Source organism: Paenibacillus sp. FSL P4-0338, assembly GCF_038002365.1.
Classification (GTDB): Bacteria; Bacillota; Bacilli; order Paenibacillales; family Paenibacillaceae; genus Paenibacillus_AQ.
In genome coordinates, this window is sequence record NZ_JBBOCG010000001.1 from 1,369,619 (window position 1) to 1,388,396 (window position 18,778).

The window sequence follows — 18,778 nt, forward strand, 5'->3', positions numbered from 1 at the left end:
CCCCTCTTGGTGAAAGTATGATTAGCGTAAGGTTCTATCAGTCTGCGGGTCTTTGCTTATAGTACTGCGGATATTTCTCCATCAGCATCTCCTGGTCGGCGATCGTCAGGGCCATATGCTCCTGCATAATCTGATCTCCTAGCTGAATATTATGCTGTTCAATGGCTTCATATAGACAATAATGCTGCTGGTAGAGATGCTCCCAGTTGTGATCCGCCGTGAGCTTGAGCATTCGGCTGCGGTTCAGGTGAACCTTGATCTGCTGGATGACCTCCCAGGTATTCTTTTTATTGCAGCCCATAAAGATCACATGATGGAACTCTTCGTCCAGCATGAACATTTCTTTATAGTCCTGGTCCTCGATGCAGAGCTTCTGCTTGTCCAGATTGGCCTTCAGATCAATAAGATTCCTGGCCTGGAAGGTGCTGCACGCTTCCCGGATGACCGCCCGCTCCAGATGCTCGCGCATGAAGCGGGCTTCTTCCACGAGTTCGGAATCAATCAGGGAGACTACCGTTCCCCGCTGGGGATAAACAGCAAGCAAGCCCTCCTGTGCCAGACGGACGAAGGCCTCCCGGACCGGGGTGCGGCTGACGTTGAACTTCAGCGAAATCTCTTTCTCTGAAATCCCGGTTCCGGGCGGCAGTTCCAGCAGCAGAATCTGATTCTTCAGTGAACGATACACGATGTCCCTTGTGGAGAGTGCTTGTGTACCGATAGTGTATTCCATCGTGTAACCCTCCTGCTATAGTTATTGTAAGCACTACCATACTACCATACTTGTATGGTAGTATGGTAGTGCGAATGGGCAGAAGCATTTGCTGTCCGCTTACGGATGGTACCTGTGGCCCACCAATATCATAGACGAGAGGCTGGAGAACAATATGAGTACCTCATCTTTTATTCATGACGACTGGCTGCTGTTAAGTTCAAGTGCACAGAGACTGTATCACGATTATGCCGCCGGAATGCCGATTTACGATTTCCACAGTCATCTGAATCCGCAGGAGATTAGCAGTAACCGCAGGTTCCGCAATATCGCTGATCTCGCCTTATCCGGGGACCATTACAAGTGGCGGGCGCTCCGCTGGCTGGGTGTTGACGAACAGCTAATTACCGGGAATGCACCAGACAAAGATAAGTTCATGATCTGGGCGCGCTCCCTGCCGGAGATGGTGGGCAATCCGCTCTACCACTGGACTCATCTGGAGTTGAAGCGCTACTTCGGGATCGACGAGCTGCTCTCCGGGGAGACTGCGGACAGTGTGTGGGAACGCTGCAATGAGCAGCTCCAGGGAGATGAACTGACTACGCAGGGGATTCTCAAAAAACTTAATGTCGATGTAGTCTGCACAACGGATGATCCCATTGATTCACTGGAGCATCACATTCAGATTAAGAAGGATCATGGGCTTAGAGTGGTGGTCGCTCCAACCTTCAGACCAGACCGGGTACTGAATATCCGTGATGAGGGGTTCACCGGATACGTGGGCCTGCTTAGTGAGGCGAGCGGTCTTGAGATCCACGATTACTCAGGGTTCCTCCAGGCTGTGACGGCGCGGATCGATTATTTCCATAAGCATGGCTGCCGGCTGTCGGATCAGGCCTTCGGCGAGCTGCCGCATGCCCAGTCCACAGAGCATGAAGCGGCCTACATATTCGCCCGGGCCTTCAAAGGGGAAGAGATCAGCCCGCAGGAGGAACAGAAGTTCCAGAGCCATACTCTGATCAAATTAGGCAGACTCTATCACGAGCGGGGCTGGAGCATGCAACTGCATATCGGAGCGCTGCGCAACAACAACGCACGGATGTTCAGTGCCATCGGCAAGGACAGCGGCTTCGATTCGATTCTGGATTTCAATATGGCCCGCAGCCTTAACGCGCTGCTGAATGAGCTGGATGCCAGCGGACAGCTGCCGAAGACCATCGTCTACACGCTGAATCCTTCGCAGTATGAGATGATCGCCACTGCGATCGGCAACTTCCAGGGGGCCGGCATCAAGGGCAAGGTGCAGATGGGTTCCGGCTGGTGGTTCCATGATCAGAAGGAGGGTATGCTGCAGCAGTTGAAGGCACTCTCCAGCATCGGCCTGATCAGTCCTTTTGTCGGGATGCTGACTGACTCCCGAAGCTTCCTCTCCTTCACACGTCATGAATATTTCCGGCGCATTCTCTGCAACCTGTTCGGCACGTGGATGGAAGAGGGGGACCTGCCGCGGGATTATGCCTTGATCGGCCGGACAATTGAGAATATATGCTACAACAATGCGAATGCGTATTTCGGGATCAAGTAGAGCAACATCACTTATAGCTTAATTTTGAAAAGCCAAATGTTTATTGAAGCAGAAAAAAGCAAATTTCCGACACTGAGGAAATTTGCTTTTTTATATTTCAGACAGCTTTAACTACTTAAGTTCTAATGTTCCATAATCAATTTCATCAATTCCTTTCAGAGGACAACCTAAAATTGAATAATCCATATTTTGAAATCCTCGTATCCATGATTTAAGTTTTAAATTATTGATCTCTATACTACCATTAGATTTTATTTTCCCAATTGAATTACATTCATTATTAAGAGCCACAGTACATTTATTTATATTTCCATCAGAACGAATTGAAAGTGAATTTGGTGACGAAGCATAACAGATATATTTTTCAGTTGATGCATTAATACATTTTATGTTTTTGATGTTTGAACTGATTAAATTTATCATTGATTTTTGTTTCTTAATTTCAAGAATATTAAATTCATCACTTGAATTCATTTTAAAAACCGGTTTTATGTATATCTGAAATCTTGGATCATATTTAAAAATATTATCTATGTTGGAAATTAAAATGTTTATGTCTCTAAAGTTTTCATTTGTTAAATGTACTCTCAGAGTTACGTTAACTTCTTCTTTAGAATCTCTAATATTAATTAAATTTGACCAGATTTGTTCAAAGGTCCCCTTACCATTTGCAAGCCTTCTGGTCTGATCGTGAATTACACCAAATCCATCTAAAGATATTTGAAATTGCCTAATATTATGATTAATGAGTTGATTGAATACAAGAGGGGTCAATAAATACCCATTAGTAGTCATCCCAGACTTTACTCTATAATTTTTATGTACTTTCACTAATTCATTTGCATGATTAGTGATGTTTAAAACTGTGTCCAAAGCTAATAAAGGCTCGCCTCCAAACCAGGATAGATGAAGTTCATCTAATTCAACAGCTCTTAAGGTAATTAGCTTTTTTATGCTTTCTCTGATTTCAGTAGACATTTTTTTAAGTAAGAAATCTTCATAACAATACACACATCTAAAATTACATTGTTCCGTTGGAAACAATGTTAATCTCAATATTCGTGATGAAAAGTTTGATAAAATATCGTCAATAACTGATGGATTTTTCATTGTATCCTCCATAATTAAGATAAACCGGCGTTTACCGCCGGCCCCTTATTAACATCCAATATTCACACCACAAACGTAACCTAAATTGTTACTTTCTAATTGAAACTCGTTTTTTCTTTCCATAAGCTTTTTAGCTAATTCTTTATTGTCTACCACTACTCTACCTTGTAGATCAATCGAAACATCTTTCGGATCGATATTCATATTAACTCACCTCACTTTTTTGTGTTTACAATACAAATTAAGGTATTCCCTTAAATAAAATAAAGATAAGCCTTTTAGAGGATGTTCACCAAAAATTCATTTATATGTTTTTAAATTTGTTGTACACATAAAGATTTGGTGGGGGATAGATGAGTGGGCTTATAACCTTTTAAGCAGGAAGGGGGAACACTCAAAACCTTACCTCGTACTGCTCCGGTAAGCAGAAGGGGATACGCCCGTCGACTTCTTGAATACCTTGGAAAAGTGGGCCAGCTCCATGCCGACCTGCTCGGCGATACTTGAGATGCTGAAATCGGTATAGGAGAGCTGTCTCTTAGCCAGCTCCATCCGTTTCAGCTGAACATACTGCATCGGCGGAACACCGATGAATTTCTTGAAGTAGGGAATGAAATAGTTCGGGTGCAAATGGACCCGCTCTGCCAGCTCCTCCACCGTCAGCGGCCGCATTAGCCGTTGATCGATGTAGCCCAGCACATTTGCCAATTTACCCTGGTCGCTTGTATGCGTCAGATCGTCAAGGAAATTGCTGTAGCCTCCCGATTCCAGGCAGAGGGACAGCAGCGTAAGCAGCGCGGCTTGCGTCCGCAGGGTGGCTAGGAAGCCGGTATCCTGGAACCATTCAATCATCTCCGCGAACATCGTCCGGGTCGCCTCCGGGTCAGGCACATCACAGATGTAGAGCTTATTCGCTGAATGAAACAGCGGCCATTCCCCGATCTGTGCATCGAAGTGGCAATAGTAGCGCGTATAAGGATCATCCCGCGAGGTATCCGTCGTCTGGGTAGAGCCGGCGGGCATAATCATCAGCTGTCCGGGTCTGGGGTAATGGTCCACTCCGTTGATAATCACCTTGCCTTCGCCCGAATCAATATAGTAGAGCCGGTTGAAGGCAGGGGTCTCATTCGTCCGGTTCCATCCCGGATATCTGCTGGTTAATTGAGCATGGGTAACGGTAACCGTCAGGTTGTGCAGCAGACGTCCGGTCAAATTTCCATTTCCAATCATATTCATCTCTGAGCGCCTCCATTAAGGACATAAATCTATTATAACGCTTTCATTTATCCATTACATCTTATTTATATACAAATATACCTTAATTACAGTCATGTTCACCACCGTCAAATAGGGTTATCCTCATATCATAAACTGTTTCAGGAAGGGACTGGGAGATGGATAAGGTACGATATGGAATTATTGGTGTAGGCAATATGGGGCGCGCCCATGCCCAGAGTCTGCTGAATGATATTAAGGGGGCTGAGCTTACAGCGGTATGCGACAGCAGCCCTGAGCGGCTGGATTGGGCAGAGGAGCATTTGCCGGATAGCGTGCAGCGCTTTTTGTCGCCGGAGGAGCTGTTCAAATCTGGTGCCATTGATGCTGTATTGATCGCTACCCCCCATTATGATCACCCGCCGCTGGCGATTGAAGCGCTGGGCTACGGGCTGCATGTTCTGATTGAGAAGCCTGCCGGTGTCTATACCAAAGCAGTCCAGGAGATGAATGACGCTGCGGCGAAGTCTGACCGTAAGTTCGGCATTATGTATAACCAGCGGACGAATCCGCTCTATCAGAAGCTGAGAGACTTGATCCAGTCCGGGGAACTGGGGGAGATCCGGCGCACGAACTGGATTATTACCAATTGGTACCGCTCTCAGAGCTACTATGATTCCGGCGGCTGGCGGGCGACCTGGGGCGGAGAAGGCGGCGGCGTGCTGCTGAACCAGGACCCGCACCAGCTTGACCTCTGGCAGTGGACTACAGGGATGATGCCTAAGCGGGTACGCGCTTTTTGCCAGTTCGGGAAGTACCGGAATATTGAGGTTGAGGATGATGTGACTGCTTATGTGGAATATGAGAACGGCGCAACCGGGCTGTTCATCACCACTACAGGGGAGGCGCCGGGGACGAACCGGTTCGAGATTACAGGAGACAACGGCAAAATCGTCATCGAAGACGGCAAGCTCACCTTCTTCCGCCTTCGCACCCCGGAGCCGAAGTTCAATGCGGAATTCACCGGAGGCTTCGGAGCACCGGAGTGCTGGAAATGCGAGATTCCGGTGCCACCTGGAGACGGAGAACAGCACAAGGGCATTATGCGTAACTTCACCAATGCGATTCTGCACGATGAGCCGCTGCTGGCTCCGGGGGAAGAGGGCATTCACGGCCTGACCCTGTCCAATGCCATGTATCTGTCCGCGTGGACCGACAACTGGGTGGACCTGCCGATCGACAGCCAGTTGTTCTATGAGAAGCTGATGGAGCAGGTAGAGAATCCTACTTTTCAGAAAGCACCGGTCAGCCAGAAAGCCCTGGATGTATCGGGAACTCATTAGGAGAACCTTACTCTCTTACACAACTCAAACTTATCTAGGAGTGGATGAATACAATGAACCGTTCAACGATTGCCGCTCAAATGTATACCCTGCGTGAATATACCCAGACGCCGGAGGCCTTGCGGGAGAGCTTGCGGAAGGTAAGCAGTATCGGGTACCAGGCTGTCCAGATCTCCGGAATCGGTCCCATGGACCCCAAGCTGGTGAAGGAATACGCGGATGAATTTAATCTCAAAATATGTGCGACACACGTTCCCTGGGACAGGCTGGTGAATGATCTGGATGCACTCGCCGCCGAACATAAGCTGTGGGACTGCAAATACATCGGTCTTGGCTCACTGCCTGCGGAATATCAGACCAGTCAGGAAGGGTACCGCACCTTCGCCAAGCTGGCTTCCGGCATTGCACGTACACTTAAGGAAGAGCATGGCCTGCAATTTGTGTATCATAATCATGATTTTGAATTCGAACGTTTTGACGGTCTGACCGGGATGGATGTGCTGCTGCAGGACAGTGATCCGGAGGTCTTCGGCTTCGAGCTGGATCTGTACTGGGTGCAGGCCGGGGGCGGAGATCCTGTAGAGTGGATTCATAAGGTGGAAGGCAGAATGCAGGCCGTGCATTTCAAGGATATGACTATACTGAACCGCAAAGCTGTATTCGCCGAGATCGGCGAAGGCAATATGAACTATGGAGCGATTATTGAGGCCTGCCGCAAGACGGGTGTGGAGTGGCATATCGTGGAGCAGGATGTGTGCCAGCGTGATCCGTTCGAGAGCCTGGAGATTAGTCTCCGGCATTTGCATTCCAGATTGGAGGTGCAAGCATGAGCCGCAAGGATGGAATGATGTATGCCCCGGTACATGAGGCGAAGCCTGTGGTGGGACCGGGTGAATTCGTAATCGCTGCGTTGGCGCTGGATCATGGGCATATCTACGGGATGTGCAACGGACTAGTAGAAGCGGGAGCCGAGCTGAAGTGGGTATACGATCCTGACCCCGAGAAGGTAAAAGCGTTCCTGAACAAGTATCCCGGCGTCAGAGCCGCACGCTCTGCTGAAGAGATTCTTGAAGATTCTGAGGTCCGGCTCGTAGCAGCGGCCGCCGTTCCTTCGGAGCGTGGTCCGCTCGGTCTGCGGGTGATGGCACACGGGAAGGATTATTTCACGGACAAATCTCCGTTTACTTCTCTGGACCAACTCGCAGCAGCACGCCTTCAGGTGGAGAAGACGGGCCGGAAATACATGACATACTACAGTGAGAGACTGCATGTAGAGAGCGCTGTCTATGCCGGTCAGCTGGTGCAGCAGGGGGCGATTGGCCGTGTGCTTCAGGTCATGGGGCTGGGGCCGCACCGGTTAAATGCACCAAGCCGGCCGGCTTGGTTCTTCCAGCGTGATAAATACGGCGGCATTCTCTGTGACATCGGCAGCCATCAGATTGAACAGTTCCTCTTCTACGCGGGCTGCCGCGATGCCAAGGTGCTGCACAGCAAGGTCGCCAACTACAACAACCCGGCTTACCCGGAGCTGGAGGATTACGGGGATGCTACGCTGGTTGGGGATAACGGGGCTACGCAGTATTTTCGCGTGGACTGGTTCACTCCGGCAGGGCTCGGGACCTGGGGCGACGGACGGACGATTATTCTCGGCACGGAAGGTTATATCGAACTGCGCAAATACAGCGATATCGGCCGCTCCAGCACACCGGACCATGTCTTCTGGGTGGACGGTGAGGGAGAGCATTATGAGCATGTAGCCAGGAAGGTTGGCTTCCCGTTCTTCGGGGAGCTGATTCTGGACTGCCTGGAACGGACGGAGAAGGCGATGACCCAGGAGCATGCGTTCAAGGCGGCTGAGCTGTGTCTGGAAGCGCAGCGGCAAGCGGTGAATCTGACCCCGGATACGCTTAAATAGGTGCAGGACAGCTAGCAGAAGATCGGAAGGTGGTTAAGATGAATACTAATGGAGCAGCGATTATCGGCTGCGGGGCGATTGCCCCGCTGCATGCCAGAGCCATTGCTTCCATCGACAATGCGCGGCTGGTAGCCGTGGTGGACAGTGACCCTGTTCAGGCAACACAGTCTGCTCAGGATTACGAATGTGAAGGCCTGACAGATTACAGGGAGCTGCTGGAGCGTCCAGATATCGGCATCGTTCATCTCTGCACGCCGCATCATCTGCATGCCGGAATGGCAGTGGAGCTGCTGAAGGCCGGCAAGCATGTGTTAACCGAGAAACCGATGGCACTGGATGTGCCTTCGGCCCGCATGATGCAGGAGGCGGCAGAGGATGCTGCGGGACAACTGGGTGTAGTGTTCCAGAACCGCTATAATGAACCTTCGGTGCGGATCAGACAAGTGATTGATTCCGGCAGCCTGGGCAATCTCCTCTGCATGAAGGGCCTGGTGACTTGGACCCGGAGTGAGGAGTACTACACGAATAGTCCCTGGAGAGGCCGCTGGGCGACGGAAGGCGGCGGGGTATTGATCAACCAGGCTATCCATACCCTGGATCTGCTGCAATGGTTCGGCGGTGACATTGATTCCGTGAAAGGCAGTGTCAGCACTGATGTGCTGAACGATGTCATTGAGGTCGAGGACAGCGCACATGCGTGTATCGATTTCAAGAACAAGGCGCGCGGACTCTTCTACGGAACCAATGCGTATCAGGCCAATTCACCGGTGGAGCTGGAGCTGGTCTTTGAGCAAGGGACTCTGCAGCAGCGCCGGGACAACCTGTATCTGTGGAATGATGGGAAGGAGACGCTGCTCTGTGAGCCGCAGAGCATCAGCAGTGGAGGGAAATCCTACTGGGGCAGCGGACATTCACGGTTAATTCATGACTTCTACGCCCATATCCGTGAAGGCCGCAGGTTCTGGATTGACGGTGCTGAAGGCATCAAAGCGCTCACACTGATTGCAGAGATCTATAAGTCCTCGGAGGGCCGGAATCTGGTCCCTCAGGTCTAGTATTCGTCAACCGGCTGATGCCGGAATATAGGCTGTCTCTTATGCATAGTTTTGCTTAAGGGATAGCCTTATTTGAAATATAGAATTTATATGATGCACACGATAACTTACCCTTCTATTTCTCGCTGAAACGGTACCGTCCTTTAAAAGGACGGCAAAGCCGCTTCCACTTGTGTTAGCCGCTACAGCTTAATCGCAAGCCAGCAAGCTTCAATGGTCTGCTGAATCTGCTGCTCGTTAAGCGGGTATTTTCCGCCTAAGTAGCCCTTGATCACGGCAATCAAAATTCCGTAGACCAGCTGATAACACAGGCAAACATTCATTTCCCGGATGATGCCCTGCCGCTGGCCTTCTTCAATGATGGAGAAAATCTCTAAGGTGGAGGGGGCGGGTGTGTTCCGTATATCCTCGGAAATATAGGGCGAAGTGCAATAGTTCTCTGTGAAGTCAACCTCTTTGGGGTAGTGAAGCGAATAGTTGGCTGTATTCTTCAGGAGGCTTTTCATCCGCTCATAGATTGTTAACCCGGGATCATAGCCGTTCATGACAAATTCATTTTTATGTATGCGGACTTTATGGTATAGCTCATTGACCAGTTGCTCTTTGTTCTCAAAATAATGGTAGAATGTGCTGGAGCCGACATTGGCCCTCTTGAATATTTTGGCGAAAGTAACAGACTGTAAGCCTTCTTCAGTAATTAAAACAAGGGTTGCCTGAAGAATATCATCGCGTTTCCCCATCATTACACATCGCTAGCGGAAAAATCATTCTATAAAATAGTACAATCTCTGCAAGGAATTTTCAATTTACAAAATATGCATTCTACTCTCAAGTATCAAAAAGATAGATTTTGTGGTGAAACAGACAATAGGGAAGCTATATTTTAGTCATTACTCTGCAAAAAGGAATTTCCATTCCGAACATACTTGAAGTTTAATTATCCTATTTCTGAACTATTAATAGAATAAAAATTCTATTTCTTGAGTGTATCTAAGGGCAATCAGTTCTAGCGATCAAATTGACTTTCAAATCATTAGGCTTTATCTTCAGTACAGGGTGTAACAAGAGTCAGCAGATGAGAGACAGGGAGTGGGAGATTGGCTATGGAACAGGCAATGTTTGCCGGAGGCTGCTTCTGGTGTATGGTTACACCGTTCGAAGAGCTGCCCGGTATTCACGGAATTGTATCAGGTTACGCCGGAGGATCGGTAGAGAACCCTACTTATGAGCAGGTGAAGACCGGTACAACCGGTCACTACGAGGTGGTTCAGATCACTTATGACCCTGAGTTATTCCCATATGAGCGGCTGCTGGAGCTGTTCTGGCCGCAGATTGACCCGACGGATGACGGCGGACAGTTTCAGGACCGGGGAACACAGTACCGCACGGCGGTATTCTATTATACGGAAGAGCAGCGGCTGGCTGCACTGGCTTCCCGGGAGCAGGTGGCGGTTAGCGGCAGATTCGAGCTTCCGGTGGTGACGGAGATTCTGCCTGCGCCGGTGTTTTATCCGGCAGAAGACTATCATCAGGACTATCACAAGAAGAATCCGAAGCATTATAAGGAGGACCGTGAGCAGTCGGGGCGGGATACCTTTATTTCGCAGCATTGGGAATAGCGAATACGTGATAGATGTGTAAAAAAGCCTTTAATGACCAGACATCTGGGGATTAAGGGCTTTTTGCTATTTTTGCAGCACCAAACCAAAATATGGGAACTGAAATCCGAAATTCTGTGCCTACTAAATAGCTATCAGAGCTACTATAATCATATTTGTAAACGGATACAGAAATACCAATATCATTCAGGAGGAATCTGAGAATGTCCAAAAAATGGCTAATGACGATGCTTGCGTTCGTGCTTCTGCTCTCTTGCCTGCCTTTGTTCAACTCCAAAGCAGCCGCGGCAGACTACACCCAAGGGGTAGAGCTGTCGGGAACCTCGGCTACCATCTGGTTCAAATCCACAGTAAATACCAGTTGGGTGGACGTCCATTACAAGGTGAATGCCGGGACGCAAAGCAATTTCCGATCAACGTATAACAACAGCAAAGCGCGTTATGAGCAGGTGGTTACAGGAATCACCAGCGGCACAGCACTCTCTTACTTCTTCACCTACAACAACGGAACTCCGGCTTATGACACCGGCTGGTTCAACTACACGGCAGGAACTGCACCGACAACCGGGCCGACAACTCCGCCATCCGGCTCCTCCGGTTCCATCTATTCCATCGCTGCCTCTTCGATCCCGACACCGCCCTCAGGCTCTGTCTCCGTCAAGGTCATGAACGGAACGGGCGGCGCTTATCCAGACAGCCAGATCTACTGGGGTGTACTCGGCATTAATCCGGCCAATGGCAAGTGGAGTTATCTGGATCTCAGCGGCAATCTCGTTCCGATCTCGAATGCGCTGAATGATGCTTCCGGCCACTTGACCAGGAGCGGCGTGAATTATGCCAATATTTATCACACGATTAATCAGGCTTCCTGGGTAACGCTGCCCAAAATCACCTCCGGCCGCATGTTCCTCAGTGTAGGCACACCGCTGTACATCAAGACCTATGACGACGGCTTCGCTGGACCGGATATTGATAATCCAACCGATCCTAACCGAAATCTCTATTTCGACTTTGTTGAATTCACAGTGGATGCTACAGGCTATCATGGCAATACCACCCGTGTAGATGGCTTCGGCTTCCCGATCCAGCACCGGCTGGTGGGCTTGTCCGGCGGTTTTGACAAGACGGTAGGCGAGCTTGAATCGGAGACACGGGCTGGAATTTTTACCAAATACCAGAATGAAGTTCCCGCTGCCTTCAAATCACTGGCAACCGATCAGGCACCTTACCGGATTATTGCTCCAGTCCATGGATCATTCAAAGCCGGTGGAGCCAATGCCAATTACTTCGCAGGGTATTCCAGCTATAGCACACAGGATATTCTGCGCAATGACGGTTCGCTAATCGATGCCGCCACTTCCGCTGCGATCAACCGCCATGTCTACACCACCAGTAACTGGAATAACGTAGCGAATTATTACAATGCGGCTCCCGCCAACTTTTATGCGAAATTCTGGCATGACCACAGCATCAGCGGACTGGCTTACGGCTTCCCGTATGACGATGTGAACGGCCAGGCGGCCTATCTGGAAGTCGGTGACCCTAAGGGACTGATTATCCGAGTGGCTTGGTAAGCATGGAGCCGATAGCTTCCAGCAGCACAGCTTCCTCAATCATCAGCAAATGAGGGATATCGTGTAGAGAGCCGGTCCTGAACATAAGCAGGCTGCCGACTCTCTCACACGATTGAATCTGGGAATAAAGGGAAGGATCATCATCCAGTGAAGGGAAAACTACACTCGCAGGCACGGGCTCATATCCGGCAAAGGACCATTCACTGATCCGTTCCATCGTTCCAGGATCAAACAGAAAGAAGCGTTCATTCGTATTTTGTGAGATGGCTTGACCGTTCTGAAGATAGAGCATGCCATACCCCGGATAATGGTCTTCTTCCTCATACTCGTCTTCGTATTCCCCATCGTGCGGACCCTGTTCCTGTTGCAGCTCCAAGGCTGGATAGGAGAAACAGGCATACACCTGCACATCATTCTCCAAGGTGAACAGCTGACTGCCGTCAGGATGCCAAGCGGGTGAGAGATAACAGCCCTGCGGGAACATCTCCCTGCTATGTAACCCGCCCTGCTGAATAGATAATTCATACACGGATATACCGTTCTGACCTGCCGCAAGCTCCAGTGTTACAGCATCCGACCCGGGGATATCCATCAGCCGCAGCGCACTGTCACCGAACGGATCTTCCAAATCTAGTGAATGTGCCAACGTTCCGTCCCCGCTATGAAACACTGAAATCCGCAGATGTTCTTCGTCCAGCTTGGCTACAGACCAGAGTAGACTTCCATCACGTGAAAAAAGAACACATACATACGCCCCGGCTTTGCTCCACAGCAAGCGGCCCGTAAAGTCTCCTGCGCCCATTGCCGCATCCTCCATAATGAAAGCCGCCAGTGCAAGCTCTGGATGGAACGAAAGGGAGTCCAAGTTAAGCGGTTGCATGCTATAGAGCTGTCCGGCTTCACTAGGCGTTAAATCCGCATCCAGGCGGTACACTCTGCCTTCCTTGTCATATACAACAACTTCAGGTCCGGCATTGTTCCTAGCGGCGAAGTGATAGTCGCCTATGAGTATTGTGGCGGGATTAAGCAGTATCATCTTATTCCTCCTGCTCCTCGAATGCCCTGAATTATAGCATCCTGAGGATGGAAAATAAACAGAAAGAAAGGTATGATAGATAGCAATTGCACACGAAGGGAGCATCCGGGAGAGATGAAGGACAGCTTGAAGCACATCTTATTTGATCTGGACGGCACATTGACTGACCCCAAGGAAGGCATTACCAAAAGCGTAGAGTATGCGCTTAACCAATTCAGCATCGAGGTGGAGCATCCTGACTTGCTGATTCCATACATAGGTCCGCCGCTATATGATTCTTTTATCGAAATTCAGGGCTTCACGGCGGAGGCAGCGGCACAGGCGGTGGAGTTCTACCGGGAGCGTTACCGGACCCTGGGGATGTTCGAGAATCATGTAATTGCAGGCATACCTGAGCTGCTGGAGAACTTGAGAGCCAAGGGATTCGAGCTGTATGTGGCGACCTCTAAGCCGATTGTATTCGCTGAGCAGATTCTCCGGCATTATGAGCTCGACGGGTTCTTCAAGTATGCGGCAGGCAGCAATCTGGACGGGACACGTTCGAAGAAGCGCGAGGTCATTCAACACGTGCTGGACGAGAATAATCTTCTTGCTTCGCAGTCGCTAATGATCGGGGACCGGGAGCATGACATTATCGGGGCCAAAGCCTGCCGCGTAGCCTCAGTGGGCGTGTTATTCGGCTATGGTTCCGAGGAGGAATTATCGGCGGCCGGAGCGGATTATATTGCGCATACGGTGGAAGAAGTGGGAGATATTATTCAGCGTTTGCAGACGAATGAGCTTGGTGAGTAAGGCCCACGAGCTAAAGGATTAGGGGAGTAAAAGTTTAAGAATTAAGCGGTCAAACGGAAAGCGGTTTTTAAGTTTTTTTCTGCGCGGTATTGACTTCTGGCTAAGAGCGTGCGTATTATGTAACCAGCAACACCATAACTAAGGCAATGACCAGAGACATGATATCCCGTGAGGACTGACCAGAGAGAGAAGTGCAAGGTGAGAGCTTCTTACAGAGACCAGCCGGATGTTACCCCTCTATAGCCGTGACACTGAACCCTCCTGCTGTTAGCGAGGCTGTAAATGTCGCCGCCCCATCCCCGTTAACGGATGCCATGAGGATTGTACTGATCACCTTTCCGCCGAACAGCCGGAGGTGAAGTGACGTATAATCGAATTAGGGTGGAACCACGAGCTTAAGACGCACTCGTCCCTTTCCGGGATGAGATGCGTTTTTTTTGTGTTCACATATACGAATATAACTGAAGAAATGGAGGCCAAAATCATGGAGATTCAAGTGCAGCTGCCGGATGGAGCAAATAGGAGGTATTCGCGTAACACCACAATTGCGCAGATTGCGGATTCGATTAGCGTAAGTCTGAGGAAGAATGCAGTAGCCGGCACAATCGATGGCAGACTCGTTGACCTTGATTGTCCGGTTGAAAGGGACAGCCTCGTGGAGATCGTTCTAGCAGACAGCAGCGACGGGCTGATGATTCACAGACACAGTACAGCCCATGTGATGGCCCAAGCGATCAAACGGATCTATGGAGAACGGAACGTGAAGCTGGGAATTGGTCCGGTAATTGAGGACGGCTTCTATTACGATATAGATATTGAACAGCCCCTGTCCATCGAGGATCTTGCTGCGATTGAGCGGGAGATGGGAAAAATCATCAAGGAGAACCTGCCGATCCGGCGGCGGGTGGTCAGCCGGGAGGAAGCGGTGCAGTACTTTGAACAGCTGGAAGAGCCGCTGAAGCTGGAGCTGATCCGGGATCTGCCGGAGGACGCAGTCCTCAGCCTGTATGAGCAAGGAGAATTCACGGACCTGTGCCGGGGGCCGCATCTGCCCTCCACTGGCCGGATTAAGGCGTTCAAGCTGCTTAGTGTAGCGGGTGCTTACTGGCGCGGGGATGCTGACAATCAGGTGCTTCAGCGGATATACGGCACAGCCTTCCTGAGCACAGCCCTACTTGAGGAACATCTGCATCTGCTGGAGGAAGCGAAGAAACGGGATCACCGCAAGCTGGGCAAGGAGCTAGGCTTGTTCATGTTCTCCGAGGAAGCGCCGGGCATGCCGTTCTACCTGGCCAAAGGGATGCTGATCCGCACAGCACTGGAGGATTTCTCCCGCAAGCTGCAGCGTGCCGACGGGTACGAAGAGGTCCGCTCGCCGCTGATGATGAACCGCCGTCTGTGGGAGCAATCCGGACATTGGGATCATTACAAGGATGAGATGTATTTTACAAAGGTGGATGAGACAGATTTTGCGCTGAAGCCGATGAACTGTCCCGGACACATGCTGATCTACAAGAACAGCCTCCGCTCCTACCGGGATCTGCCGATCCGCATTGCGGAATACGGCCAGGTTCACCGCCATGAATCTTCCGGCGCGCTGAACGGGATGATGCGGGTCCGTACTTTTTGCCAGGATGATGCCCACTTGTTCGTACTGCCGGAGCAGATAGAATCTGAGATATCGCGGGTGCTGGAGTTGATTGATCAGTTCTATTCCATCTTCGGATTCGAGTACAAGGTTGAGCTGTCTACACGCCCGGAGGATTATATGGGTTCCGAGGAGCTCTGGGATCAGGCAGAAGAGTCACTTGCGCGGGTGCTGAAGAAGAACGGAATCGAATACCGGGTGAATGCGGGGGATGGCGCTTTTTACGGACCGAAGATCGATTTCCATGTCCTCGATGCCCTGAAGCGGAGCTGGCAATGCGGTACCATTCAACTGGATTTCCAGATGCCCGAGAAGTTCGACCTGACTTACATTGGCGAAGATAACAACAAGCATCGTCCGGTTGTCATCCATCGTGCGGTGTTCGGCTCCATTGACCGGTTCATGGGTATTCTTACAGAGCACTATAGCGGAGCGTTCCCGCTGTGGCTGTCTCCGGTGCAGGTCAAGCTGCTGCCAGTCTCTGTGGTTCATGACGAGTATGCCGAGCAGGTCAGAAGACAGCTTGCTACAGCCGGACTGCGGGTGGAGGTAGATTCCCGGAATGAGAAGCTGGGCTACAGAATCCGTGAAGCTCAGCTGGAGAAAATCCCTTATATGCTTGTGCTGGGAGATCAGGAGCAGAATGACGGCACAATCTCGGTAAGAAGCCGTGCGGAGAACAAATTATTCACACTGAGCGCCCAGGAGTTCATTCAGCAACTGACAGCTAAGATTGACGGTTGGGAATAAATCGCTTCATATATAATAGGTGAAAAGCTATAGGGGGAGATAAGTTGACAGCAATAGAAACAGGGCAGCTTGCAGGCAACGTAATCCGGCTTGTGCCTTTGACGGCGGAGCATAAGCCTGAGCTTACGAAGTTGCTGTATAATCCGCTGATCTGGGAGTACACCTGGAGACGGATCAGCTCAGAGGAAGAGGCAGGACAACTGGCGGATACGGCTCTGGCGAATCAGGCAGCAGGCAAGGATATGCCCTATGTGATGGTGGAGCAGGCATCCGGCCGGATCGTTGGGACTACGCGGTTAATGCATCTGGACCGTACGCATCGTAATGCAGAGATCGGCTGCACCTGGATCTCACCGGATTATTGGAGATCTGAGGTGAATACGGAATCGAAGCTGCTTTTGCTGCAATATGCCTTCGAGGTGCTGGGGCTGATCCGGGTGGACTTCTCCATTGTCAGTGACAATCTGCGCTCGCAGCGGGCCATTGAGCGGATTGGTGCGGTCCGGGAAGGCGTCCTGCGCAAGCACCGGATCACTGCTCACGGCGCTGTCATGGACAATGTGCTGTACAGTATTATCGATGAGGAATGGCCTGCGGTGAAGCAGAATCTGCAATATCTGGTGAATGAAAAGTACAAGTAGCGGTGTGCTATGGTGTGCTATAATGTAGTGCTTTAACATAGAGGGGGCCCTGCGCGGGCTCCTCTATTTATTTTGCAAATAGCCATATCTATCAAACATTGATATAATAGAATGACATGAGAATAGAAACATACATTCCCATTCCCTCGGGGTCTGAGCATTAACAAACCGTCTATAACTGTGTATGTTCCGGCCCAACCTTCACCCTGCGGTGCGGATTTGGGTTTATGTTATGTTGTAGGGAAATTATGAAGTGATGGCGAGGTTGGCAAGAGCATGAACTGGAATGATTTCGGAGAACGGAACAAGCGGCTGAACCCCTTATGGAGTCTGGGCGCAGGCATGAATCTGGGTGAACTGCAGCCGTATAAGGAAATGATTGCGCTTAGTGTGCTGCTACAGGTCTATTATCTGGAGCTGGAATCGAATGAACAGCGGGCCAGGGAGGATCTGGTGGATCTGGCCTGGAGCTCGCTGGAGCGCTTCGGCATTGCGAAGTCGGGCAGCCCGGAATCGGTCGAACGGCTGATAGACGGACTGCTGTGGAGCGGCAGCGGCGGGGATTTCGAGGCCCATTATTATGATGACCACACCCGGCAGATCGGGGTCCAGAAATACAAATATTTCACCGTGGATGAGGATGCTACACGTATCAGCTGGGAGGAGAACGGGACGACCATCTACCGGCTCTCCGAGTATGCGATGGAGCTGATCTTCATGAGCCATGAGATTATCGACGAGTTCCAGGTCAGCATCAAGCTGCTGGAGATTCAGATGCATATCAAGCATGGACGGGTTACCCGGGCAATGCAGGATGTCAATGAGCTGATCTCCCGCGTGCGCAAAATGACCCAGCAGCAGCAGGAGTACCGCAATGCCCTGCGCCGTAATCCGAAGCACATCTTCAGCGAATACGGCGCCCAGCGGCATGAGCGGCTGGAGGAGATCCACCAGCAATTTGACGAGGAACGCAAGCATTTCGACAATATCCACCGCTCGCTGGCCCGGCTGGCCAATGATGAGAAGGATGTCATTGATTTCAATGAGCTGCGCCAGCTCTCCGAGCGGGTGGAGCTGTCCCGGCGGGTGCATGACGAGCTGGCCGAGGTCGTGCTGAGTATCTTCGAAGCGGAGACGAATCTGCGGCTGAACTTCCCGGAGTTATTCTGGGGAGCAGCAGGCTTCAACTTCCGCACCCATGTATGGGAGGAATGGGTGAAGCCGGAAGGGCTGCGGGATGGGGATAGCCTGGAGATGCTGATCAGCGGGCTGTTCTCGCCCAGCCAGGATTTCATCTATCCGCTGGCCTGGGCCTGGGAGGAGCAGGAGGTCGGCTTCTTGCCGGAGGATACGCAGGATGTGCCGGAGGAAGCCAGGGAAGAAGAGGACATCCATTATGTTCCCAGAGGTATTCCCTGGACCGAGGTATGCGAGCTGTGGCTGCCGGTTATAGCCGGAGTGGCTGCGCACGGCAGCTTCACCTTCACTGCGGAGGCGTTCACGGAGCAGGAGCAGCGGCGCTGGGCGGATTGCCCGGATGCCGTGGATTTGTGGGTACAATTTTTCCATACCGTAATTACTGTCGAGGAGCAGGAAGCGGAGGGCCATGGCGTGGCGGACGAATGCCAGAAGCTGCTTCAGCGGCTGATGCTGGACCACCCGGAGCTGGAAGTGCTGCGCGGCACAAGGCTCCGGACCACTATCTCTGCACAGCAGCAGAGCAGCATCCGTATCCCCGGCCTTGAGATCAGCCCTTATACCATTAATATAGTAGAGAAGTGAGATG

17 protein-coding genes are annotated in these 18,778 nt (G+C 50.9%); 11 read left to right on the plus strand and 6 right to left on the minus strand.

Translation table 11 applies throughout. From position 1 onward, the window contains the following. Positions 1 to 37: 37 nt before the first annotated feature. Positions 38 to 730, minus strand: coding sequence for a GntR family transcriptional regulator (locus MKZ07_RS05980; RefSeq protein ID WP_036694030.1), 693 nt, complete (start codon positions 728 to 730; stop codon positions 38 to 40). A gap of 154 nt (positions 731 to 884) precedes the next feature. Here MKZ07_RS05980 and uxaC point away from each other — a divergent pair, with 154 nt between their 5' ends. Next, positions 885 to 2,294, plus strand: a complete 1,410-nt coding sequence (uxaC, locus tag MKZ07_RS05985; protein ID WP_036694028.1) for a glucuronate isomerase — start codon at positions 885 to 887, stop codon at positions 2,292 to 2,294. A 111-nt stretch (positions 2,295 to 2,405) separates the two neighbouring features. Here uxaC and MKZ07_RS05990 read toward each other — a convergent pair whose 3' ends face one another. From MKZ07_RS05990 to MKZ07_RS06000, 3 genes are all read right to left on the minus strand, one after another. After that, positions 2,406 to 3,404, minus strand: a complete 999-nt coding sequence (locus tag MKZ07_RS05990; RefSeq protein ID WP_051493365.1) for a radical SAM protein — start codon at positions 3,402 to 3,404, stop codon at positions 2,406 to 2,408. Between the two features lie 48 nt (positions 3,405 to 3,452). Further along, positions 3,453 to 3,608 (minus strand): hypothetical protein, encoded by a 156-nt coding sequence (locus MKZ07_RS05995; protein WP_156949598.1) that lies wholly within the window; start codon positions 3,606 to 3,608, stop codon positions 3,453 to 3,455. 198 nt (positions 3,609 to 3,806) lie between these two features. After that, positions 3,807 to 4,640 carry a helix-turn-helix domain-containing protein gene (locus tag MKZ07_RS06000; protein ID WP_305954359.1) on the minus strand — a complete coding sequence of 278 codons (834 nt, stop codon included), beginning with the start codon at positions 4,638 to 4,640 and terminating at the stop codon, positions 3,807 to 3,809. A gap of 158 nt (positions 4,641 to 4,798) precedes the next feature. Between MKZ07_RS06000 and MKZ07_RS06005 the strand changes: the two genes are divergently transcribed. The 4 genes from MKZ07_RS06005 to MKZ07_RS06020 are packed head-to-tail and all read left to right on the plus strand — an operon-like array spanning position 4,799 to position 8,932. Then, complete coding sequence (locus tag MKZ07_RS06005; RefSeq protein ID WP_341025075.1) at positions 4,799 to 5,962, plus strand: Gfo/Idh/MocA family protein; 1,164 nt, start codon at positions 4,799 to 4,801, stop codon at positions 5,960 to 5,962. A 53-nt stretch (positions 5,963 to 6,015) separates the two neighbouring features. Continuing rightward, positions 6,016 to 6,792, plus strand: coding sequence for a sugar phosphate isomerase/epimerase family protein (locus MKZ07_RS06010; protein ID WP_076153968.1), 777 nt, complete (start codon positions 6,016 to 6,018; stop codon positions 6,790 to 6,792). Beyond that, the gene (locus MKZ07_RS06015; RefSeq protein ID WP_341025078.1) at positions 6,789 to 7,877 is read left to right on the plus strand and encodes a Gfo/Idh/MocA family protein; all 1,089 of its coding nucleotides are present in this window, start codon (positions 6,789 to 6,791) and stop codon (positions 7,875 to 7,877) included. The genes MKZ07_RS06010 and MKZ07_RS06015 overlap by 4 nt, the downstream gene beginning before the upstream one ends. Before the next feature lie 38 nt (positions 7,878 to 7,915). Continuing rightward, the gene (locus tag MKZ07_RS06020; protein ID WP_036694020.1) at positions 7,916 to 8,932 is read left to right on the plus strand and encodes a Gfo/Idh/MocA family protein; all 1,017 of its coding nucleotides are present in this window, start codon (positions 7,916 to 7,918) and stop codon (positions 8,930 to 8,932) included. A 182-nt stretch (positions 8,933 to 9,114) separates the two neighbouring features. On the opposite strand, the gene MKZ07_RS06025 is transcribed toward MKZ07_RS06020, so the two are convergent. Next, positions 9,115 to 9,675, minus strand: coding sequence for a TetR/AcrR family transcriptional regulator (locus MKZ07_RS06025; RefSeq protein ID WP_256705434.1), 561 nt, complete (start codon positions 9,673 to 9,675; stop codon positions 9,115 to 9,117). A 360-nt stretch (positions 9,676 to 10,035) separates the two neighbouring features. Here MKZ07_RS06025 and msrA point away from each other — a divergent pair, with 360 nt between their 5' ends. Further along, on the plus strand, positions 10,036 to 10,551 hold the full coding sequence (gene msrA, locus MKZ07_RS06030; RefSeq protein WP_341025084.1) for a peptide-methionine (S)-S-oxide reductase MsrA: 516 nt from the start codon (positions 10,036 to 10,038) through the stop codon (positions 10,549 to 10,551). Positions 10,552 to 10,754: 203 nt separating this feature from the next. Beyond that, positions 10,755 to 12,125 carry a glycoside hydrolase family 64 protein gene (locus tag MKZ07_RS06035; RefSeq protein WP_341025087.1) on the plus strand — a complete coding sequence of 457 codons (1,371 nt, stop codon included), beginning with the start codon at positions 10,755 to 10,757 and terminating at the stop codon, positions 12,123 to 12,125. Here the strand turns inward: MKZ07_RS06035 and MKZ07_RS06040 are convergent. After that, the gene (locus MKZ07_RS06040; RefSeq protein WP_036694012.1) at positions 12,106 to 13,161 is read right to left on the minus strand and encodes a hypothetical protein; all 1,056 of its coding nucleotides are present in this window, start codon (positions 13,159 to 13,161) and stop codon (positions 12,106 to 12,108) included. The two genes, MKZ07_RS06035 and MKZ07_RS06040, sit on opposite strands and share 20 nt — an antisense overlap. Before the next feature lie 114 nt (positions 13,162 to 13,275). Between MKZ07_RS06040 and MKZ07_RS06045 the strand changes: the two genes are divergently transcribed. The 4 genes from MKZ07_RS06045 to MKZ07_RS06060 all read left to right on the plus strand — a co-directional run bounded on the left by MKZ07_RS06045 (position 13,276) and on the right by MKZ07_RS06060 (position 18,774). Then, entirely contained in the window at positions 13,276 to 13,953 is a 678-nt protein-coding gene (locus tag MKZ07_RS06045) for an HAD family hydrolase (protein ID WP_036694010.1), read from the plus strand. Between the two features lie 484 nt (positions 13,954 to 14,437). Next, positions 14,438 to 16,351: a threonine--tRNA ligase gene (gene thrS, locus MKZ07_RS06050; protein WP_036694007.1), complete on the plus strand. Its 1,914-nt coding sequence runs from the start codon at positions 14,438 to 14,440 to the stop codon at positions 16,349 to 16,351. Positions 16,352 to 16,395: 44 nt separating this feature from the next. Then, positions 16,396 to 16,992: a GNAT family N-acetyltransferase gene (locus tag MKZ07_RS06055; RefSeq protein ID WP_051493364.1), complete on the plus strand. Its 597-nt coding sequence runs from the start codon at positions 16,396 to 16,398 to the stop codon at positions 16,990 to 16,992. Between the two features lie 276 nt (positions 16,993 to 17,268). Further along, positions 17,269 to 18,774 (plus strand): hypothetical protein, encoded by a 1,506-nt coding sequence (locus MKZ07_RS06060; protein ID WP_036694004.1) that lies wholly within the window; start codon positions 17,269 to 17,271, stop codon positions 18,772 to 18,774. Positions 18,775 to 18,778 lie beyond the last annotated feature (4 nt).